This is a genomic window from Mycobacterium sp. ML4 (assembly GCF_054515735.1).
Map to the genome: position 1 here is coordinate 1 of NZ_JBTNSY010000005.1, position 20,012 is coordinate 20,012.

Sequence of the window (20,012 nt, forward strand, 5' to 3'; positions counted from 1 at the left end):
AGCGCGGCGCAGCCGGGCGCTGCGGGTCATCACCATCCGACCTGATGTTCGCCAATATCGGTTGGGGGGAGATGCTCGTCCTCGTCGTGGTCGGGCTGGTAGTGCTCGGACCCGAGCGGCTTCCCGGTGCAATTCGCTGGACGGCAGGCGCGCTGCGGCAGGCGCGGGATTACCTCAGCGGCGTGACGAGCCAGCTCCGCGAGGACATCGGTCCTGAGTTCGACGACATCCGCGGCCAGCTGAGCGAACTGCAGAAGTTGCGCGGGATGACGCCGCGGGCCGCGCTGACCAAGCACCTGCTCGACGGCGACGACTCGATCTTCACCGGCAACTTCGATACGCCCGCCGCCGAACCGCCGGTCAGCAAGCCGCCGGAGCCGCCGAGCGCCCCTGAGCGCACCCCATTCGACACCGACGCCACCTGAGTTCGGGACCTCAGGCTGGCTGAGCAGACACGAAATCGCGGTGGAGCAGCTGCTCCGGTGCGATTTTGTGTCTGCCCGCGGGGGGACCTCAGCGGCGGGTCGGGTCCAGACCCAGCGACATGCCCGCTAGCCCGCGTCGACGCGACGACAGACCGTCGGCGATGCGACGCAGCTCCTTACCCACCGCGGAGTCCGGTGTGCTCAGCACCACGGGTACGCCCGCATCACCGGCGGCTACCAGTGCCGGGTCCAGCGGAATCTGACCCAGTAGCGGCACGTCGGCGCCCACGGCACGCGACAGTCGCTCGGCGACTTGACGGCCGCCGCCCTCGCCGAACACCTGCATGGTGGTGCCGTCCGGCAGCGTGAGACCGGACATGTTCTCGACCACGCCCGCGAGGCGCTGACGTGTCTGTAACGCGATACTGCCGGCTCGTTCGGCCACCTCCGCCGCGGCCAGCTGAGGTGTCGTCACCACCAGAATTTCGGCGTTGGGCAGCAGTTGCGCCAGCGAGATGGCAACGTCGCCGGTGCCTGGCGGCAAATCGAGCAACAGTACGTCCAGGTCGCCCCAGTACACGTCCGCCAGGAACTGCTGCAGCGCGCGGTGCAGCATTGGCCCGCGCCACACCACCGGGGTGTTGTCCTTGGTGAACTGCGCGATGGAGATGACCTTCACCTCATGAGCGATGGGCGGCAGGATCATCGACTCGACCTGGGTGGGCCGGTCGGTGGTGCCCATCATGCGGGGAATGGAATGACCGTGGATGTCGGCGTCCAGCAGTCCCACGGACAGGCCCCGCGCGGCCATCGCCGCGGCCAGGTTGACCGTGACAGTGGACTTTCCGACGCCACCTTTGCCGGATGCGACCGCGTAGACCCGGGTCAATGAGCTCGGTTGGGCGAATGGAATGACCGGTTCAGCGGCGTCGCCGCGCAGCTTCTTGCGGAGCTCGGTGCGTTGCTCGTCGCTCATCACATCCAGGCTGACCCGCACTGCGCCGGTGCCGGGGACGTCGGCGACGGCCTGGGTCACCCGGGCGCTGATCTCGGACTTCTTCGGGCAGGCGGCGGTGGTCAGGTAGATCTCGACATGCACGCTGTTGTCGGAACTAACGTCAATGTTCTTGATCATCCCGAGCTCGGTGATCGGGCGCCGTAATTCGGGGTCGATCACTTTGGCCAGCGCGGAGCGGATAGCCGTGGTCAGTTCGGTTGCGTCATCTGGCGTTGCGGACATCAACGCCGAGTGTAGGCGGCGTGGACGCCAGTGGACCGAACGGTCAGCTGACCGGAGTGAGCGCGGGTTCGCCGGGCGCGGGCGGGCTGGGTTGCTGCGGACCCGCAGGCTTGGGCGCGGGGGCAGTGGGAGCGCGCGAGGCCGGGGCTGCCGGGGCCGCCGGGGCGGGGGCGGCCGGGGGCGCGGGCAGAGCCGGCGGGGCCGCCGGGGGCGCAGCGAAGGGGTCGGGGAATGCCGGCGCGGCGGGCGGAGCCGGGGGCGCTGCGGGGGCAATGACGATCCCGCCGTTGGGGATGGGTCCGGCCCCCGGCGGCACGGAGTCAGGGGTCTGTGAGCTGATGCAGATCAGCGTGCACCCCGGCGTCGCTACCGGCGCGGGCTGCTGCAGCTGAGCCGGTGGCAACCACGGCCACATCGACGTCTGAGGGTTAGGTAGCAGTGAGTTGGGGAACTGGGAGATGATCTGCGGCTGCCCGAAGTCGATCAGCGGCATGTGTTGCCCCATCGGGTCGCCGACACCCAGGCCGGTGACATTGAGTGGCAAATTGGGCCCGAGCCCCTCTGGGTGTTCGAGGTGCGCGTCGCCGATCGGAGGCGGTGGGCCGGTGATCGGCGGCAGGTCGACGGGAACGACGCCGGTGGCGTACGCGGCGGCCCAACCCAGTACGTTCTGTGCGTACGACATCGAGTTGTTGTACCGCAGGATCGACGCCATCACCTGCGACGGGTCCCGCAGGTTGAGTCCGCCGCTGCATAGGTACCGGGCGGCGGCCAGCGTGGCGTCGAACAGGTTCTGCGGGTCGGGTATGCCGTCGCCGTCACCATCGACGGCATAGCGCGCCCAGGTGCCGGGCAGGAACTGCATAGGGCCCATGGCGCGCGCGTATGTCACGCGGTTGCCCTGGTCCCTCTGCATGATGACCTCGTTGCCAGGCAGCGTGCCGTCCAGGGCCGGACCGTAGATCGGATTGGTCGCGGTGCCGCGGGCATCGACAGCACCGCCGCCCGCATGCCCGGACTCGATGCGCCCGATGCCGGCCAGCAGGTTCCAGCTGACCCCGCAGGCCGGTTGCGCAACGGCCATCTTCTGCTCGGCGTTCCGGTAGGCCGACAGCGCCATGAGCGGAATCCCCAGCGCGCCCGGCGTATTCACGACGGTCGGGGGCGGGGGCGCGGAACTTGTCGCCGCAGCGACGTGGAAGCTGGTGGGCACACGCTGGATGGAGATGACCGTAGGACCGGACAGATCGATGTGGGGCGTCGGACCGATCGCGGCGACCGGTGTGATGGCGGCGCGTAACGGTTGGTGTTTTCCATGAAGCGAGGGCGCCGCGGCGCCGACCGCACTGGCGAAGATCAACGGGGAGATCATGACGACGCCGAAGACCGGAGCCCGTGTGACGCGAAGTGCCGTCTGCCGCACCTTCGCGACGGCCGGGTAGTCGCCCCAGCCTGCCCCTATGCGCACCTCGACCGTCCTCGAATGATGTGAGCCGCCGGGAAACTGACATTGTTAGCTTCGTGAACTAGATCACCATACATAACTCTCGTCACGGGAGTAGCGCAATGCCCGGTTTCATTCTCAGCCGGATTTCTTAGTGCGGCGTTCAGTGCCGTCCGAAGCCCGGGTCCCGGTTTCTGCAGCGGCCGGCTGCCATTCCGCCAGCAGCGTGCGCAGGCTTTCCAGCTCGTGTCGCAGGTAGTCGCGAGTCGCGACCTCACCTATCGCCAGGCGCAGTGCTGCCAGCTCGCGGGCGAGGTACTCGGTGTCGGCCTTGGTTTGTGCCGCGCGGCGACGATCCTCTTCGAGCGCGACCCGGTCACGGTTCTCCTGCCGATTCTGGGCGAGCAGGATCAGTGGTGCTGCGTACGCGGCCTGGGTTGAGAACGCCAGGTTGAGCAGGATGAAGGGATAGGGATCCCATTGCCACTGGATGGCGATCATGTTGATCGCGATCCACACGATTACTACGAGCGTCTGCATCAGCAGGTAGCGGCCCGTTCCGAAAAATCTGGCGATGGATTCGGTGATCTGCCCCACCGTTTCGGGGTCCACGCGCGGCGTGTAGCGGCGCGAAGTCCGCGGGGTGTACAGCCGCCGCGGTGTCTGTGACTTGCTCACGAGGAATCTCCGGTCCTGGGGGGCCTGCCGGCGGGATCAAGCTGCTGGACATCCACGCGCCAGTCGTGCGGCAGCAGATGGTCCAGCAGGTCATCCACCGTCACTGCGCCCAAGAGGTGGTTCTGATCGTCGACCACCGGACCGCACACCAGGTTGTAGGCAGCGAAATACCGGGTGACCGCGCCCAACTGGGTCTCCGGCGACAGGGTGAGCAGATCGGTGTCGACGAGGCCGCCGACCAGCTCGGCCGGCGGGTCGCGAAGCAGCCGCTGCAGGTGCACGCAACCCAGGTAGTGGCCGGTGGGGGTGGCTGTCGGTGGGCGCGCCACGAACACCATCGACGCGAGCGCGGGGGTCAGGTCGGGATCGCGGAGCCGGGCCAGCGCCTCGGCGACCGAGGTGTCCGGGGTGAGCACGACCGGATCGGACGTCATCAAACCGCCGGCCGTGTCCGGAGAGTGCGTCAGCAGCCGTCGCACCGGGTCGGAGTCGTCGGGATCCATTCGAGTCAGCAGCATCTCGGCGTCGGTCGGATTGAGCACACCCAGTACATCGGCGGCGTCGTCGGGATCCATCTCCTCGAGCACGTCGGCCGCGCGCTCGGTACCCAGATGCGTCAGGACCTCGGCCTGGTCGAGTTCCGGCAGCTCCTGCAGGATGTCGGCCAGGCGGTTGTCGTCGAGTGCCTTGAACACCTCATAGCGGCGCTTGGTCGGCAGACCGCGGATGGCGTCGGCGACATCGACCGCGCGACGTCCCTCAAACTGATCGAGCAGCTGCGCCACGCCTTGACCCGGCATGGCCAGGGCCGACGGAGTCAGCCCCTGTACGTTCTGCCAGTCCACGACGTGCACCGGTCCGCGCCGTCCCAGCCGCCGCTGCGTGCGAACCGCCACCCTGGTCACCACCCAATCGCGGGTACGCGTTTGCTCTATGCCCAGATCGGTGACGACGACATCCACACCCGCCAGGTCAGGCAGGTCGGGGTCATTGACCCTGACCTGTGTGTCGAGCACCTGGCCCATCGCCAGTACCTCGCCAGGGCGCTGCTCGAAGTGGCGCAGCGACACGTTGCCGCTGCTCAGCGTCACGGCATCGGGCTCGATCGCCGCGACCCGCAAGATCGGTATAAAGATGCTGCGCCGCGTCGCGAGATCGACGACGAGGCCCAGCACGCGAGGTTGCTGGCGGACGATGCTGATGCTGATCACCACGTCGCGGACGCGCCCGAAGGATTCGCCGAGTGGCCCGAGCACCATCATCCGCGGCAGCCGTGCCACGTACACCCTGTTGACCGAGCCCATAGGACAGAGCGTAGGCAGGGCACCGCGGAGCGGCGGGTGGGGGCGGTGGCTTGCGGCGCTCGCCGCTGTCATGTCCGGTGGCGTGTGCCGGGCGCGACGGGTCGCCACCGAAACGCCCTAGTGCGAGCCGATGCTGAACATGACCGCGATGAAATACACCAACATGGTTGCCACACTGATCACGATGCCGGCCACGGCGAGACCGAAGCCTTCTTCGTGGGTCTGCTTGATCTGGTTGATTCCGACGATCCCGCACACGACGCCCACGATCGCACCGATACAGCAGAAGACGCCGACGATGGCCGAGACCAGCGAAACGATCGCCATGGTGTTGGTGCCGGCCTGCATCGCGCCGTAGCCGCCGCCATAGCTCAGGTCCGGGTAGTACCCAACAGGCGGTGAGCCGTAAGGGCCCGGCATCGGTGCGGGCGGCGGATAGGCGGCGGCGTTGCCGTAGCCGGGGAGACCCGGGGGTGTGACGCCGTATGGCTGGTATCCCGGGGGCGTGTAGCCCAACGGCGGATTCGGCGGTGGGTAGCCGGCCGCGGGGGAAGGTGGGTAGCCGGCCGGGGGCGGCGCCTGGGAGGGTTGATAGCCGGGCAGGGGCGCTGCCTGGGTGGGTGGGTAGTCCACCGCAGGCGGGTAGTCCTCCATCGGAGCCGACGACGGCGATGCCCACGGAGCTTCGGAAACCGGCTGCTCAGGGGGCTGCCCGTCGCCGGGCGGAGCTGCGGGTGAGCGATCGCTGTCCTCGCCGGAGGAGTCGCCGGGAGCTGTCATGGTGATGAACGTAGCGTATGGGAGGACAACGGGCCGGACAGCGCGGTCGGCCGTTTCGGCGGGACGGGCCAGGCCGGGGGTTGCGGTTCGCGTGGCGGGGGAACAGCTTGCGGGACCGCGAATAGTGCGTCCCGACTGCCGAGATGGAACGATGGCTTCCGTAGAGGCGGGCAGGAGGAGAATGAGGACCGATGACTAGCCCATTCCAACCCGGACAACCACCCGCCGGTGGCGCCGCGGGCCGGCGTAATGTGCCCCCCTTGCCGACTCCGCCCAAAGGTTGGCCGGTCGGCTCGTATCCCACCTATGCCGAGGCCCAGCGAGCCGTGGACTACCTTTCCGATCAGCAGTTCCCGGTTCAGCAGGTGACCATCGTCGGCGTAGACCTGATGCAGGTGGAACGCGTGACCGGCCGGTTGACCTGGGGCAAGGTGCTCGGGGGCGGAGTGCTCAGCGGCGCTTGGCTGGGCTTGTTCATCGGCCTGGTTCTCGGCTTTTTCAGTCCCAACCCGTGGGGTGCGCTGATCACCGGACTGGTCGCCGGAGTTTTCTTCGGCCTGATCACCTCGGCCGTACCGTACGCGATGGCACGTGGTACCAGGGACTTCAGTTCCACCATGCAATTGGTGGCAGGCCGATACGACGTGCTCTGCGACCCGCAGAACGCCGAGAAAGCGCGAGATTTGTTGGCGCGTCTGGCGATCTGACCGGTGAACCGTCGCGTGCGGCGGTGGGCGGCGGCCATGCTGGCGGCGTTGACCACCGGGTCACTGCTCTCGGCCTGCGGTTCGGGCGGGCAGAAGCTGGTCATCAGTTTCTATACGCCGGCCACGGATGGGGCGACATTCAGCGCCGTGGCCCAGCGCTGCACGCAACAGGCCGGTGGCCGCTACAGCATCGGGCACGTGAGCCTGGCCAGATCCCCCGATCAGCAACGACTGCAACTGTCCCGGCGATTGACCGGGCACGATGACACGTTGGACGTGATGGCGCTCGATGTGGTGTGGACCGCGGAGTTCGCCGAAGCAGGGTGGGCGCTCCCGTTGTCCGACGACCCGTCCGGACTGAGCGAGTCCGACGCTACCGTTGATACCCTGCCCGGTCCGCTCATGACGGCCACCTGGAAGCACCGGCTATACGGTGCGCCCATCACCACCAACACCCAAATGCTCTGGTATCGGGCTGATTTGGTACGTCAACCACCGCGTGACTGGGCTGCCATGGTGGCTGAGGCGGCCCGCTTGCAGGCGGCCGGGGAGCCGAGCTGGATCGCCGTGCAGGCCAATGAGGCCGAAGGGCTGGTGGTGTGGTTCAACACGCTGCTGGTCAGCGCGGGAGGTCAGGTGCTCTCCGAGGACGGCAAGCGTGTCACCCTGACCGATACCCCACAACATCGCGCGGCGACCGTTGCGGCGTTGACGATCTTGAGATCGGTGGCGACCGCACCCGGGGCCGACCCGTCGATCACCCGCAGCGACGAAGGATCCGCCCGCTTGGCGCTCGAGCAGGGTAAGTCGGCGCTTGAGGTGAATTGGCCCTATGTGTTCGCATCCATGCTGGAGAACGCGGTCAAAGGCGGTGTGGCGTTTTTGCCGCTGAATCGGGAGCCGGAACTGGCAGGAAGCATCAACAGCATTGGCACGTTCGCGCCGACCGATGAGCAGTTCAGCCGTGCGTACGCAGCCAGCCAGCAAGTGTTCGGTTTCGCACGCTACCCCGGCGTGGTGGCCGGGCAGCCGGCCAAGGTGACGATCGGTGGGCTGAATCTCGCGGTGGCCAGCACGACCCGTCATCGCCGCGAAGCGTTCGAAGCGGTCCGTTGCCTGCGTAATCTGCAGAACCAGAAGTACGTCGCCATCGAAGGCGGACTGCCGCCGGTGCGGACTTCGCTCTATTCCGATCCTCAATTCCAGGCCAAGTATCCGATGTATGGCACCATCCGTCAGCAACTCACCGATGCCGCGGTTCGACCCGCGACCCCGGCCTATCAGGCGCTGTCCATTCGGCTGGCCTCAGCGCTGAGCCCGATCACCGCGATAGACCCCGAACACACGGCCGACGAGCTCGCGGTACAGGCCCAAAAGGCCATTGACGGCAAGGGGTTGCTGCCGTGACCGAGCGGCGACTGGCCTACCTTCTCGTCGCGCCCGCGGTGACGTTGATGCTGGCGGTGACCGCCTATCCGATCGGGTACGCCATGTGGTTGAGCATGCAGCGCAACAACCTCGCCTCTCCCAACGACTCCGCCTTCATCGGACTGGGCAACTACCAAACGATTCTGAACGACCGTTACTGGTGGACGGCATTGGCCGTGACGACCGGGATCACGGTGGTATCGGTGACCATCGAGTTCGTGCTCGGCCTGTCACTGGCTTTGGTGATGCACCGCACCATGATCGGCCGCGGACTGGTACGCACCGCGGTGCTTATCCCGTACGGAATCGTCACGGTTGTCGCCTCGTACAGCTGGTACTACGCCTGGACGCCGGGCACCGGGTATCTGGCCAACCTGCTGCCCGACGGGAGCGCGCCACTGACGCAACAGATTCCGTCGCTGGGTGTGGTGGTGCTGGCCGAGGTTTGGAAGACCACACCATTCATGGCGTTGCTGCTGCTGGCCGGACTCGCGCTGGTCCCGGAGGATCTGCTGAAAGCGGCGCAGGTCGACGGTGCGGATGCCTGGCGGCGATTGATCAGGGTCACGCTGCCGATCATCAAGCCGGCGGTGGTGGTGGCGTTGCTGTTCCGGACCCTGGACACGTTCCGTGTCTTTGACAACATCTACGTGCTGACCGCCGGCGCCAACAACACCGGCTCGGTGTCGATCCTGGGCTACGACAACCTGTTCAAAGGCTTCAACCTGGGTCTGGGCTCGGCGATCAGCGTGCTGATCTTCCTGTGCGTGGGCATGATCGCGCTTGTCTTCATCAAGGTGTTCGGCGTATCGGCGCCCGGGAGTGACATCGATGCCGGGTGACCCGATGAGGCGCGCGATGTTCTGGGTTGTGATCGACATTCTGGTGATCGGGTATGCGTTGCTGCCGGTGCTGTGGATCCTCAGCCTGTCGCTCAAGCCGCCGTCAATGGTCAAGGACGGCAGGCTTATTCCCTCGTCGGTGACGCTGGACAACTATCGCGGCATCTTCCGCGGTGATTTCTTCAGCTCGGCGCTGATCAACTCCATCGGAATCGGGTTGACCACCACCGTGATCGCGGTGGTGTTCGGTGCCATGGCCGCCTATGCGGTAGCGCGGCTGAGCTTTCCGGGTAAGCGGGTCCTGGTCGGTATGACCCTGTTGATCTCAATGTTTCCCGCCATCTCCATGGTTTCGCCGCTGTTCGACATCGAACGCGCCGTCGGATTGTTCGATACCTGGCCCGGGCTGATTCTGCCTTACATCGCCTTCGCGCTGCCGCTGGCCATCTACACACTCTCGGCGTTCTTTCGAGAAATCCCCTGGGATCTGGAGAAGGCGGCCAAGATGGACGGCGCCACACCGGCTCAAGCGTTTGCCAAAGTCATTGTTCCTCTGGCGGCTCCGGGTTTGGTGACGGCGGCGATTCTGGTGTTCATCTTCGCCTGGAACGACCTGCTGCTGGCGCTGTCGTTGACCGCTACCCAGGCGGCGATCACCGCGCCGGTCGCGATCGCGAATTTCACTGGCAGTTCGCAATTCGAGGAGCCGACCGGATCCATCGCCGCCGGCGCGATCGTGATCACCATTCCGATCATCGTTTTTGTTCTCATCTTCCAACGACGCATCGTCGCGGGGTTGACTTCTGGGGCTGTGAAGGGATAACGCGATGGCCGATATTGTGCTGGAACACGTCAACAAGAGTTATCCCGACGGTCACCCGGCGGTGCAGGATCTGAGTATCACCATCGCCGACGGTGAGTTCCTGATCCTGGTGGGCCCGTCCGGCTGCGGCAAGACCACCACGCTGAACATGATTGCCGGCCTTGAAAGCATCTCGTCGGGCGAGCTGCGCATCGGTGGCGAACGCGTCAACGAGAAGGCGCCCAAGGACCGCGACATCGCGATGGTCTTCCAGTCTTATGCTCTCTACCCGCACATGACGGTTCGGCAGAACATCGCATTCCCGCTGACGCTGGCAAAGATGAAGAAAGCCGACATCGCCAAGAAGGTCGAGGAGACCGCGAAGATCCTGGACCTGACCGAACTGCTGGAACGTCGCCCGTCCCAGCTGTCGGGCGGTCAGCGCCAGCGGGTGGCGATGGGCAGGGCAATTGTGCGACAGCCCAAGGCATTTCTGATGGACGAGCCGCTGTCGAACCTGGACGCGAAACTGCGGGTGCAGATGCGGGGCGAGATCGCACGCCTGCAGAAGCGACTGGGCACCACCACCGTCTACGTCACACATGACCAGACCGAGGCCATGACGCTGGGTGACCGGGTGGTGGTGATGCATGGCGGCGTTGCGCAACAGATCGGCACTCCCACCGAGCTTTACGAGCGACCCGCGAATCTCTTTGTGGCGGGCTTCATCGGTTCGCCGGCGATGAACTTCTTCCCGGCCACTCCGACGTCATTCGGACTGACCCTTTCGTTCGGTGAGGTGACGTTGACCCAGGAGGTGCAGCAGGTGATCGCCGGACACCCTAAACCGGAGAACATCATCGTGGGTCTGCGGCCCGAGCACATCCACGATGCGGCGTTACTCGACGGCTACCAGCGGATCAGCTCGTTGGTATTCGAAGTCACGGTCGACCTGGTGGAATCGTTGGGCTCCGACAAGTATGTGTATTTCACCACGACGGGGCCCGAGGTGCACTCGGCTCGTCTGGACGAGGTGGCAGCGGAATCGGAAGTGAATGAAAACCGCTTCGTGGCACGTGTTCCCACCGAGTGCCAGGCGGTGACCGGGCAACCGATCGAGTTCGCTTTCGACCCGGGCAAACTCGCGGTCTTCGATGCCGACTCCGGTGTGAACCTCACGGTGCCGGCGGCGCAGTGATTCTCGACAGCGTCCGCGCGTACCTGCGCGGCCATTTCGGTATTGAGCCTGACTCGGCGAGTGTGACCTTTCTCGGCGCAGAACCGATCGAGGTGTTGCGATTCCGGAATCAGCCGGTGGTGCACTATGTTTCGCTGGGCTGCTCGCGCTATCCGATGACCGATCCGACCGAGATGGTCACCGATCACCTACGCGGGCCGCGCGCCGAAGTGGTTCTCGCCCTGCGTGATCCCGGTCCCATCGCCGGTTTGGCACGCACCATGGCAATCCTGGCGGCCACGCCCGCGGTGGACGGTCTGGTGCTGGTCCCCGACGCGCTGATCGACGTGGGCGCGCCGCTGTGGAAACCGGCTCCGTTCACGGCCGTGTTGTTGGGGCACAGCGACATTCCCGACCTGCCACTGGACGCGCCGCGCGACCCCGTACGGTTTCTGTCCGCCACACCCATCACGGCCAACGAGGCGGCCTGGGTGCGGCTCAAGGGGGCCGAGGCGATGCGGGAGGCATGGCTCAATGACGGGGTGGACGTCCTGGACCCGAATCGGCCGGCGGCGCAACCGAGTTGAGTGGGGGGGTAGTGCCGAGTGTGGATTTCACGACGCGACACGCCGCCGGAGCGTCGTGAGATCCACACTCGCCGGGCTGGGAGCCGGCCTCGCCCGGCGGGTCGGGAGCCAGGCCGGGCCGCGCCGGGAGCTACAGCCAGTCGCGGCGGCGGAAACTGAAGTAGAGGGCGACACAGATCACCACCATGGCGGCGATCACCGTGGGATAGCCCCACCGCGAATCGAGTTCCGGCATGAAGTGGAAGTTCATGCCGTAGATTCCGGCCACCATCGTGGGCACGGCGATGATACCGGCCCACGCCGAGATCTTGCGCATGTCCATGTTCTGCTGCATCCCCACCCGGGCCAGCGCGGCCTGCACCAGGGAGTTGAGCATGTCGTCGTAGCTGGCGATCTGTTCGGCGGCCTGGGTCTGGTGGTCGGCGACGTCGCGCAGATAGCGGCGCACTTCTTTGTTGATCAGGTCCTTGTTCTCAACCTGCATCCGGTGGAACGCACCCGAAAGCGGCGCCACACACCGGCGCAATTCCACCACTTCACGCTTGAGCAGATAGATCGGTTCGACGTCGATCTTTCTTCCGGGTGCGAAGGCGACCACCTCGATGGCGTCGACGTCGTCTTCCATCAGGCCGGTGACGCCGAGGTAGTGGTCCACCACGTAGTCGGCGATGGCGTGCATCACCGCGTAGGGCCCCAGCCGCAGATGATCGGGATTGCAGTCCATCCGCTTACGGACCTCGTGCAGCCCGCCGTGCTCGCCGTGTCGGACCGTGACGACGAAGTCGGCGCCGACGAAGATCATGATCTCCCCGGTTTCGACGAGCTCGCGGGCCAACACCACCGACTCGTGCGGAACGTAGTTGACCGTCTTGAGCACCAGGAACAGCGAGTCGTCGTAGCGTTCCAGCTTGGGCCGCTGATGGGCGACCACGGCGTCCTCCACCGCCAGGGGGTGCAGACCGTAGGCGTCGGCAACCTCTTGCATCTGCGTCTCGCCGGGCTCGTGCAGCCCAATCCAGGCGAACGCCTCCTGCCCGTTCTGCTCGATGTCGCGGACCTTGGCCAGCGCGTCGTTGGGGGTGTATTTGCCGGGCAGTCGATGTCCGTCGACATAGACACCGCAATCCACCAGCGTCTGGTCCGGCGGGTTGGGAACGGGGTGTACGTGCTGCTGGCGTGCCCGCGCGACGGGTCGAAGAGCTTCCGGCAATGCGTCAAACCCTGGGAACATCTCCACCTCCAATCGCGGCGCCGGTCTGCAGGCGGTGTCATGGTACGCGTCCCTGCCTAACAAAAAGAGACGTAACGACGCTGTCAGCAGCTAATTCCCAGCTGCGCGCCGGACCGGCGGTCCCGCAACTCCGGCGGTGCGCTAGTTTCGACGCGAACCCGTCTTACTAAGGAGCAGAACCGACGTGAGCGCAAGTCCTCTCAAGGTCGCCGTCACAGGTGCCGCCGGGCAGATCGGCTACAGCCTGTTGTTCCGCCTGGCCAGCGGCTCGCTGCTGGGACCCGACCACCCGATCGAACTGCGTCTACTGGAGATCGAGCCGGCACTCAAGGCGCTCGAAGGCGTCGTGATGGAGCTCGATGACTGCGCGTTCCCGCTGCTGGCCGGCGTGGAAATCGGCGCGGACGCCAACAAGATCTTCGACGGCGTGAACCTGGCCCTGCTGGTCGGCGCCCGGCCGCGTGGCCCGGGCATGGAGCGCGGCGACCTGCTGGAGGCCAACGGCGCGATTTTCACCGCTCAGGGCAAGGCGTTGAACTCGGTTGCCGCCGACGACGTGCGCATCGGCGTCACCGGTAATCCGGCCAACACGAACGCGCTGATCGCGATGACCAACGCCCCCGACATCCCCAAGGAGCGGTTCTCCGCGCTGACCCGCCTCGACCACAACCGGGCGATCTCCCAGCTGGCCCGGAAGACGGGCGCCAAGGTCACCGACATCAAGAAGATGACCATCTGGGGTAATCACTCCGCCACCCAGTACCCGGACATCTTCCATGCCGAAGTCGGCGGCAAGAACGCCGCCGAGGTCGTCAACGACCAGGACTGGATCGAGAACGACTTCATCCCGACCGTCGCCAAACGCGGCGCGGCGATCATCGATGCCCGTGGCGCCTCGTCGGCAGCATCGGCCGCCTCGGCGACCATCGACGCGGCGCGGTCGTGGCTGCAGGGCACCCCGGACGGTGACTGGGTCTCGATGGCCGTCATCTCCGACGGTTCCTACGGCGTGCCGGACGGCCTGATCTCGTCGTTCCCGGTCACCACCAAGGACGGCAACTGGTCGATCGTGCAGGGCCTGGAGATCGATGACTTCTCCCGTGCCCGGATCGACAAGTCCACCGCGGAGCTGGCCGACGAGCGCAACGCCGTCACCGAGCTCAAGCTGATCTAGCGGTCTCGCAATTAGGGCCAGCAGGGGCCGCGCAGTACCCTGAGGGCCGTGTCCGAAACGCTTGACATGGTGAAAAGCCTTCCCGAGCAGAGCCCCAACGTCGTCATCACCGACGAGGAAATATTCGAGGCACACGTCGGCGGCAAGCTGTCGGTAGATCTGACAGCGCCGCTGGATAGCCAGCGTTCGCTGTCGATCGCGTATACCCCGGGTGTGGCGCAGGTCAGCCGGGCTATCGCCACCGATCGCACCCTGGCCGCCCGCTACACCTGGGCCAGCCGGCTGGTCGCGGTGGTCAGCGACGGCACCGCGGTACTCGGCCTCGGCGACATCGGCCCGGCCGCTTCGCTGCCGGTGATGGAAGGCAAATGCGCGCTGTTCAAGGAATACGGCGGCTTGAACGCGATCCCGATCGTGCTGGACACCAAGGACCCCGACGAGATCGTGGAAACCCTGGTCCGGCTGCGGCCGACGTTCGGCGCCGTCAACCTCGAGGACATCTCGGCCCCGCGCTGCTTCGAGATCGAACGGCGCGTCGTCGAAGCGCTGGACTGCCCGGTGATGCACGACGACCAGCACGGCACCGCGGTGGTGTCGCTGGCGGCGTTGATGGGTGCCACCAAGGTGCTGGGCCGGGACATGACCTCGCTGCGCGTGGTGGTCTCGGGCGCCGGAGCGGCAGGCATCGCATGCACGAATCTGCTTCTGGCCATGGGTGTTTCAGACATCACCGTGCTGGACTCGCGGGGCATCGTGCACAGCGGACGTGACGACATGAACAGCGTCAAGGTGGAGTTGTCGCGGCGCACCAATCCCGGCGGTCGCACCGGCGGATTGGTCGAAGCGCTCGATGGCGCCGACGTCTTCCTCGGGGTGTCCGGCGGCCTGGTGCCAGAAGAGCTGATCGCGACCATGGCGCCCGACGGGATTGTGTTCGCGCTGTCCAATCCGGACCCGGAGATTCATCCAGACGTCGCGGCCAAGTACGCGGCGATCGTGGCCACCGGTCGCAGTGACTTCCCGAACCAGATCAACAATGTGCTGGCGTTCCCCGGGATCTTCCGCGGTGCCTTGGACGTCGGGGCGCGGCGGATCACCGAGAAGATGATGGTGGCCGCGGCCGAGGCGATCTATTCGGTGGCCAGCGAAGACCTTGCGGTCGACCGGATCGTACCGAGCCCGCTGGACCGTCGCGTCGGGGAAGCCGTCGCTACCGCGGTCGCGCTGGCCGCAGAAGACTCCAACTGGGTGTGAGCATCAGCAGGCTGGCCACGCTGCTGCTCGGCCTGGTGTTGATCGTTGCCGGCTGTTCGGGCCGTGACGGCCCCCGGCACCCTGATCTGGTAGTCGGATCGGCCCTGGACGGCGACTCGAAACTGCTTGCGGCGCTCTATGTTTCGGCATTGCGTTCGTACGGCTTCGCCTCGCACTCCGAGGCTGCCGCCGACCCGATGGCCAAGTTGGACGCCGGCGCGTTCACCGTCGTTCCCGGCTACACCGGACGGGTGTTGCGGAGCCTGCAGCCCAGCGCCTCGGAGCTGTCGGACAAGCGCGTGTACCAGGCCATGAACGCTGCACTGCCCGAAGGGGTGGCAGCCGGCGACTACGCCACCGCGGCCGAGGACAAACCGACGCTGATCGTGACGCCGGCGACATCAGCGGCATGGGGCGGCAGCGATCTGACTTTATTGCTCAGGCACTGCGAGGGACTCGCGGTCGGCGCTGTCACCGGACGGTCGGTGCCCTCGTCGGTGGGCACGTGCAAGTTGCCGCGCCCCCGCGAATTCCCGGACGACGCAACGATGTTCGCGGCACTGCGGACTGGCGAGGCGACGGCCGCGTGGGCCACCTCCGCCGATCCCAGCATTCCGGCGGACCTGATCGCATTGGCCGACAGCAGCAAAGACTCGCTGATTCAGGCCGAGAACGTCGTGCCGTTGTATCGGCGCAACGCGTTGAACACCCGACAGTTGTTGGCGGTCAACGAAATTGCCGGGGTGCTCGACACCGCCGCGCTGGCCGACATGCGCCGCAGAGTGGCCGCCGGCGCCGACCCGCAGGCGGTGGCCGACGGGTGGTTGGGGGAGCACCCGCTGGGGCGCTGAGCTTCACCACGGTGGCTTCGACAGGTCGGCGGTGGGGCAAGTTTGCGCACGGAGTTCCAGTCTTGCCATTGTGATATGTCAGAAGTATATTAGTGAAATATCACAGAGGATTCCGCAGGCAACCGGGAGTTGGCGCCATGACAGGACGAAGCGACAGTCGCTACCCCTTCCACAAGGGGCTGCTCGACCTCGGCGACGGGCTCTACACGTTTCTCTCCGGCAGCGAGGCATTCGGGTTGTCCAATGCTGGTCTGGTCACCAGCAACGACGAGACCCTGGTGATCGACACGCTCTACGACCTCAAACATGCCCAGGAGCTGGTTGACGCGATCGCCCCGATCACGGCGTCGGCACCCGTGCGATACGTGTTCAACACCCATAGCGATGGCGACCACATTTTCGGTAACCAGTTGTTCCCCGCCGACGCCGAGATAGTGGCGACAGAGGCAGCGAGCACGATAATGACCCAGGATCAGGCAGACTTGACCGCCTCGTTGTTCGACGAGAGCCAGCAGCCGGACTCACCGTTGCACCCGCTGGCGGCGTTCGGTCTGGCAAAGCCGTTTGACTTCCACCCGATACGGGTGCGCCCGCCAGATGCGACGTTCTCCGGGGAGCGCCTGCTCAAGGTGGGTGCGCTGGAAGTAGAGCTGCACGAACTAGGACCCGCCCACACCGTCGGAGACGCGATCGCCTACATCCCCGAACAGCGGGTGCTCTTCGCCGGCGATCTGCTGACCGACAACATCGTCAAGATCGTCTGGTCGGGCTCGATCGCCAACTGGATCACCGCACTGGACAGAATTCGCGCGTTCGGCGCCAATGTCGTTGTGGCCGGCCACGGGCCAGTGCTCAGTGGCGATGGCATCAACGCCGCACTGGACCGAAACAGAGAATTCTGGTCGTATCTGCACGAACAGGCCTGTGCGCTCTTCGACCGGGGAGTACCTGTCAACGAAGCCGCGGCCCGAATCGATGTGGACCGCTACCCCGACGCCGTCCCGACCCTTCCGACCGTCATCGCGGCGATCTACCACGAACGGGACTCGGCTGTCCCCTTTCAATCCCTTCCCGAGACGTTCGCATCGATAGCCACGCAGATCGCCGAACTCATCCGGAGGTATGCATGAGCATCGACTCCGGGGCCGAACAGGTCCGGCGCGCCCGATTCGAACGAGGCGCCGAGGTTCTCGAAAATCTCAGCGGAATCGCGGGAGCGGGCCAGGCCCTGTATGACGGGCTGGCCGATATCGCACCCGCACTGGCCGAGGATGTCGTCGCGCACGGGTACGGAGACGTGTACGCACAGACATGCTTGGCCCCGCCGCAGCGGCAACTGGTCACCATCGGAATCCTCACTGCGCTCGGTGGATGCGAATCCCAGCTCGAGATGCACCTCAACATCGCCCTCAACGTCGGCCTCACTCCCACCGAGATCATCGAAAGCATTCGTCACGCAGCGGTCTACTCCGGAATGCCCAAGGCCCTCAACGCTCTCACCGTCGCCAGGAACGTCTTCGCCCACCGAGACCTGCTTCCGGTCACGGCGGAGTCGTAGATCGTGATGAAACGCTCGGAGGTCGCATTCCAATCCGGCGACGCGACCTGCCGCGCCTGGCTCTATCTGCCCGCCACCGCAGCGCCCCACCCGGTCATCGTGATGGCTCACGGCCTAGGCGGTGTGCGCGGCATGCGTCTTGACGCCTACGCCGAACAATTCAGCGCAGCCGGGTACGCCTGCCTGGTATTCGACTACCGTCATTTCGGCGACAGCGGCGGCCAGCCGCGTCAACTGCTCGACATCAGGGAACAGTTGGCCGACTGGTCAGCGGCAGTCGCCTTCGCCCGCAGCCGCTCTGAGATCGACCCCACTCGGATCGTGTTGTGGGGCACCTCATTCGGCGGCGGTCATGTCATCGTGACCGCGGCCCGCGACACCACGATCGCCGCGGTCATCGCCCAGTGCCCGTTCACCGACGGCATCGCCTCAACGCTGGCGATGGGCCCGGTGTCCGCGCTCAAGGTCGCCACCCGAGCGATTGCCGATCTCGCTGCCGCCCGCCTGGGCCGCAACCCGGTGATGGTGGCCCTGGCCGGTCCACCCAACTCCGCGGCGCTGATGACCGCACCCGATGCCCTCGCCGGCTACCTGCATCTGGTGCCCGATGATTCGACGCACCGCAACGAAGTCGCTGCCCGGGTCGGCCTGCACATCCCCAGACACCGCCCAGGACGTCACGTCGCCCGGATAACCTGCCCGATCCTGTTGTGTGTCTGCGAAACCGACACTGTCGCACCTGCCGCAGCCACACTGCGCCACGCTCGGACGGCACGGCGCGGCGAGGTGCGCTGCTACCCGGAAGGCCACTTCGACATCTACGTCGGCGTTGCATTCGATCGTGTCGTCGCCGACCAGATTGCTTTCCTGCATCAGCACGTGCCGGCCGTTCGCCCGAACCCCGTCCCCGGGCGCACTCCATGACAAACTGGGTTGTCCCTGGCCGAACGAACAAAGGACAGAACTACGGTGCCCGAGCTGGACGACGTCGAGTTGCCGCTCGGGGAAGCCGCATACCGTCGACTGCGGGCCGATATCGTGGCCTGTCGGCTGAGCCCCGGCGAGCGGCTGACCGAGCGGGGACTGGCGTCCCAACTCGGAATAGGTATCTCACCGATCCGTGAGGCACTGACCCGCCTGGACCACGAGGGACTGGTGCGGACCATCCCGCGGAAGGGCTATCAGGTGATGCCCCTCACCATTCAGTCCGTCAACGAACTCTTCGATTTCTGGGCCATGATCGGGCCCGAACTGGTTCGGCGCGGTGTCGCCGGAGCCAGCAGCGAACAGTTCGATCGGGCCCACGCCCTGGCAGCCGGGTTCTCACAGCTGACCCGGCAGGGCGACGCTGACGCCCGGCAGCTGGCGTTGGCGAATGTGGACGCCATCAGCCAGTTCTTCGATCTCCTCGCGGAGGCCACCGGCAACAGGTACCTCATTGCCGCACACCGGCAGATCATCGGCGAAGTACTGCGGGTGTGGACGCTGGTCATCGAATCGGAACTAGTCGACCTCGGGAGCAGGGTCGCCGCACTCGACGACATCGGCGACGCGATGGCCCGCCGGGAGGCCGACCTCGCTGCCGAGCTCATCCGTCGCCACATCGCGCGATCCCACACCCGTGTGCTGGACGTCCTCGCCCGCTGGCCATCGGTGGTCAACGCCGAAGTCATCTAGCTGGGGATGATCCGACCCGTCACCAGTTCGACGATCCGCTGGTAGTTCGAGCCGGTCACCCGCACCAGCAGGTCCAGCGCGACGGCGTCCGGCCCGACGAGCACGCGGGCCTTGTTCTTGCGCACCGCGTTCAGGATGATCTTGGCGGCCTTCCCGGGGCTGGTATTGGCCAGCCGCTTGTCGAACAACTCGGCCAGTTCGTCGCGGTCGAGTCCTTCGGCCACGGTGGCGTTACGGGCGATCGCCGTCTTGATGCCGCCCGGATGGACCGTGGTGACCCCGACGCGGTGCCCGCTCTGCCGCATCTCCTGGCGCAACGCCTCGGTGTAACCGCGGACGGCGAATTTGGCGGCGTTGTAAGCGGAATAGCCAGGCACCGAGAACAGGCCGAACACGCTGGAGATGTTGATGACGTGGCCGTCGCCGGAAGCTATCAGGTGCGGCAGGAATGCCTTGGTGCCGTTGACCACGCCCCAGAAGTCGACATCCATCACTCGTTCGATGTCCTTGAACTGCTCGACCTCGACGGTGCCGGTGTGACCGATGCCGGCGTTGTTGTAGATCTGGTTGACCTTGCCGAAGTGCTCTTTGACCTCGTCGGCATAGAGCAGGAAGCTCTCTCGCTCGGTGACGTTGAGCCGGTCGGCCTTGACCTGCACGCCGATCGCCTTGAGCTGTTCCTCGGTGTCGGCCAGACCCTCGGTGTCGATGTCGCAGATCGCCAGGCTGGCGCCCGAGCGGCCCAATTCGATGGCCAGCGCCTGCCCGATGCCCGATCCCGCGCCGGTGACCACGGCTACTTTTCCGGCAAACCCCTCCATGAGCACCCTCCCTCGTCCGAAGCTCAGCGTCG

The 20,012-nt window shown here is 65.9% G+C and carries 21 protein-coding genes; 14 read left to right on the plus strand and 7 right to left on the minus strand.

The window, feature by feature from the left end:
• Positions 1-44 precede the first annotated feature (44 nt).
• Positions 45-425, plus strand: coding sequence for a Sec-independent protein translocase protein TatB (gene tatB, locus ACX9NE_RS06460; protein ID WP_459361105.1), 381 nt, complete (start codon positions 45-47; stop codon positions 423-425).
• 88 nt (positions 426-513) lie between these two features.
• Here tatB and ACX9NE_RS06465 read toward each other — a convergent pair whose 3' ends face one another.
• From ACX9NE_RS06465 to ACX9NE_RS06485, 5 genes are all read right to left on the minus strand, one after another.
• Positions 514-1,665, minus strand: coding sequence for an Mrp/NBP35 family ATP-binding protein (locus tag ACX9NE_RS06465; RefSeq protein ID WP_459360873.1), 1,152 nt, complete (start codon positions 1,663-1,665; stop codon positions 514-516).
• A gap of 43 nt (positions 1,666-1,708) precedes the next feature.
• Positions 1,709-3,133, minus strand: coding sequence for a lytic transglycosylase domain-containing protein (locus ACX9NE_RS06470; RefSeq protein WP_459360874.1), 1,425 nt, complete (start codon positions 3,131-3,133; stop codon positions 1,709-1,711).
• A gap of 114 nt (positions 3,134-3,247) precedes the next feature.
• The gene (locus tag ACX9NE_RS06475) at positions 3,248-3,787 is read right to left on the minus strand and encodes a DUF1003 domain-containing protein (protein ID WP_459360875.1); all 540 of its coding nucleotides are present in this window, start codon (positions 3,785-3,787) and stop codon (positions 3,248-3,250) included.
• On the minus strand, positions 3,784-5,091 hold the full coding sequence (locus ACX9NE_RS06480) for a magnesium transporter MgtE N-terminal domain-containing protein (protein ID WP_459360876.1): 1,308 nt from the start codon (positions 5,089-5,091) through the stop codon (positions 3,784-3,786). The genes ACX9NE_RS06475 and ACX9NE_RS06480 overlap by 4 nt, the downstream gene beginning before the upstream one ends.
• Positions 5,092-5,208: 117 nt before the next feature.
• A complete protein-coding gene (locus ACX9NE_RS06485) occupies positions 5,209-5,871 on the minus strand; it encodes a DUF4190 domain-containing protein (protein ID WP_459360877.1) in 663 nt (220 codons plus the stop codon).
• Between the two features lie 191 nt (positions 5,872-6,062).
• On the opposite strand from ACX9NE_RS06485, the gene ACX9NE_RS06490 reads away from it, so the two are divergent.
• Genes ACX9NE_RS06490 through ACX9NE_RS06515 form a run of 6 tightly spaced genes read left to right on the plus strand, consistent with a single transcriptional unit; the run spans position 6,063 to position 11,414 of the window.
• Positions 6,063-6,578: a general stress protein gene (locus tag ACX9NE_RS06490; RefSeq protein WP_459360878.1), complete on the plus strand. Its 516-nt coding sequence runs from the start codon at positions 6,063-6,065 to the stop codon at positions 6,576-6,578.
• 36 nt (positions 6,579-6,614) lie between these two features.
• Positions 6,615-7,985, plus strand: coding sequence for an extracellular solute-binding protein (locus tag ACX9NE_RS06495; protein ID WP_459361106.1), 1,371 nt, complete (start codon positions 6,615-6,617; stop codon positions 7,983-7,985).
• The gene (locus ACX9NE_RS06500) at positions 7,982-8,848 is read left to right on the plus strand and encodes a carbohydrate ABC transporter permease (protein ID WP_459360879.1); all 867 of its coding nucleotides are present in this window, start codon (positions 7,982-7,984) and stop codon (positions 8,846-8,848) included. The genes ACX9NE_RS06495 and ACX9NE_RS06500 overlap by 4 nt, the downstream gene beginning before the upstream one ends.
• Positions 8,849-8,852: 4 nt before the next feature.
• Entirely contained in the window at positions 8,853-9,671 is an 819-nt protein-coding gene (locus ACX9NE_RS06505; protein WP_459360880.1) for a carbohydrate ABC transporter permease, read from the plus strand.
• A gap of 4 nt (positions 9,672-9,675) precedes the next feature.
• Positions 9,676-10,848: an ABC transporter ATP-binding protein gene (locus tag ACX9NE_RS06510; RefSeq protein ID WP_459360881.1), complete on the plus strand. Its 1,173-nt coding sequence runs from the start codon at positions 9,676-9,678 to the stop codon at positions 10,846-10,848.
• Complete coding sequence (locus tag ACX9NE_RS06515) at positions 10,845-11,414, plus strand: suppressor of fused domain protein (RefSeq protein ID WP_459360882.1); 570 nt, start codon at positions 10,845-10,847, stop codon at positions 11,412-11,414. The genes ACX9NE_RS06510 and ACX9NE_RS06515 overlap by 4 nt, the downstream gene beginning before the upstream one ends.
• Positions 11,415-11,544: 130 nt before the next feature.
• On the opposite strand, the gene corA is transcribed toward ACX9NE_RS06515, so the two are convergent.
• Positions 11,545-12,645, minus strand: a complete 1,101-nt coding sequence (corA, locus tag ACX9NE_RS06520; RefSeq protein ID WP_459360883.1) for a magnesium/cobalt transporter CorA — start codon at positions 12,643-12,645, stop codon at positions 11,545-11,547.
• A gap of 184 nt (positions 12,646-12,829) precedes the next feature.
• Between corA and ACX9NE_RS06525 the strand changes: the two genes are divergently transcribed.
• From ACX9NE_RS06525 to ACX9NE_RS06555, 7 genes are all read left to right on the plus strand, one after another.
• Entirely contained in the window at positions 12,830-13,819 is a 990-nt protein-coding gene (locus ACX9NE_RS06525; RefSeq protein WP_459360884.1) for a malate dehydrogenase, read from the plus strand.
• A 66-nt stretch (positions 13,820-13,885) separates the two neighbouring features.
• On the plus strand, positions 13,886-15,073 hold the full coding sequence (locus tag ACX9NE_RS06530; protein ID WP_459361107.1) for an NAD(P)-dependent malic enzyme: 1,188 nt from the start codon (positions 13,886-13,888) through the stop codon (positions 15,071-15,073).
• Complete coding sequence (locus ACX9NE_RS06535; protein ID WP_459360885.1) at positions 15,070-15,924, plus strand: glycine betaine ABC transporter substrate-binding protein; 855 nt, start codon at positions 15,070-15,072, stop codon at positions 15,922-15,924. Before ACX9NE_RS06530 ends, ACX9NE_RS06535 begins: the two co-directional genes overlap by 4 nt.
• Positions 15,925-16,061: 137 nt before the next feature.
• On the plus strand, positions 16,062-17,054 hold the full coding sequence (locus ACX9NE_RS06540; protein ID WP_459360886.1) for an MBL fold metallo-hydrolase: 993 nt from the start codon (positions 16,062-16,064) through the stop codon (positions 17,052-17,054).
• Positions 17,051-17,482 carry a carboxymuconolactone decarboxylase family protein gene (locus ACX9NE_RS06545; protein ID WP_459360887.1) on the plus strand — a complete coding sequence of 144 codons (432 nt, stop codon included), beginning with the start codon at positions 17,051-17,053 and terminating at the stop codon, positions 17,480-17,482. The genes ACX9NE_RS06540 and ACX9NE_RS06545 overlap by 4 nt, the downstream gene beginning before the upstream one ends.
• 3 nt (positions 17,483-17,485) lie before the next feature.
• A complete protein-coding gene (locus ACX9NE_RS06550; protein ID WP_459360888.1) occupies positions 17,486-18,406 on the plus strand; it encodes an alpha/beta hydrolase in 921 nt (306 codons plus the stop codon).
• Between the two features lie 45 nt (positions 18,407-18,451).
• Positions 18,452-19,159, plus strand: coding sequence for a GntR family transcriptional regulator (locus ACX9NE_RS06555; RefSeq protein WP_459360889.1), 708 nt, complete (start codon positions 18,452-18,454; stop codon positions 19,157-19,159).
• On the opposite strand, the gene ACX9NE_RS06560 is transcribed toward ACX9NE_RS06555, so the two are convergent.
• The gene (locus ACX9NE_RS06560) at positions 19,156-19,980 is read right to left on the minus strand and encodes an SDR family NAD(P)-dependent oxidoreductase (RefSeq protein WP_459360890.1); all 825 of its coding nucleotides are present in this window, start codon (positions 19,978-19,980) and stop codon (positions 19,156-19,158) included. The two genes, ACX9NE_RS06555 and ACX9NE_RS06560, sit on opposite strands and share 4 nt — an antisense overlap.
• Positions 19,981-20,012 lie beyond the last annotated feature (32 nt).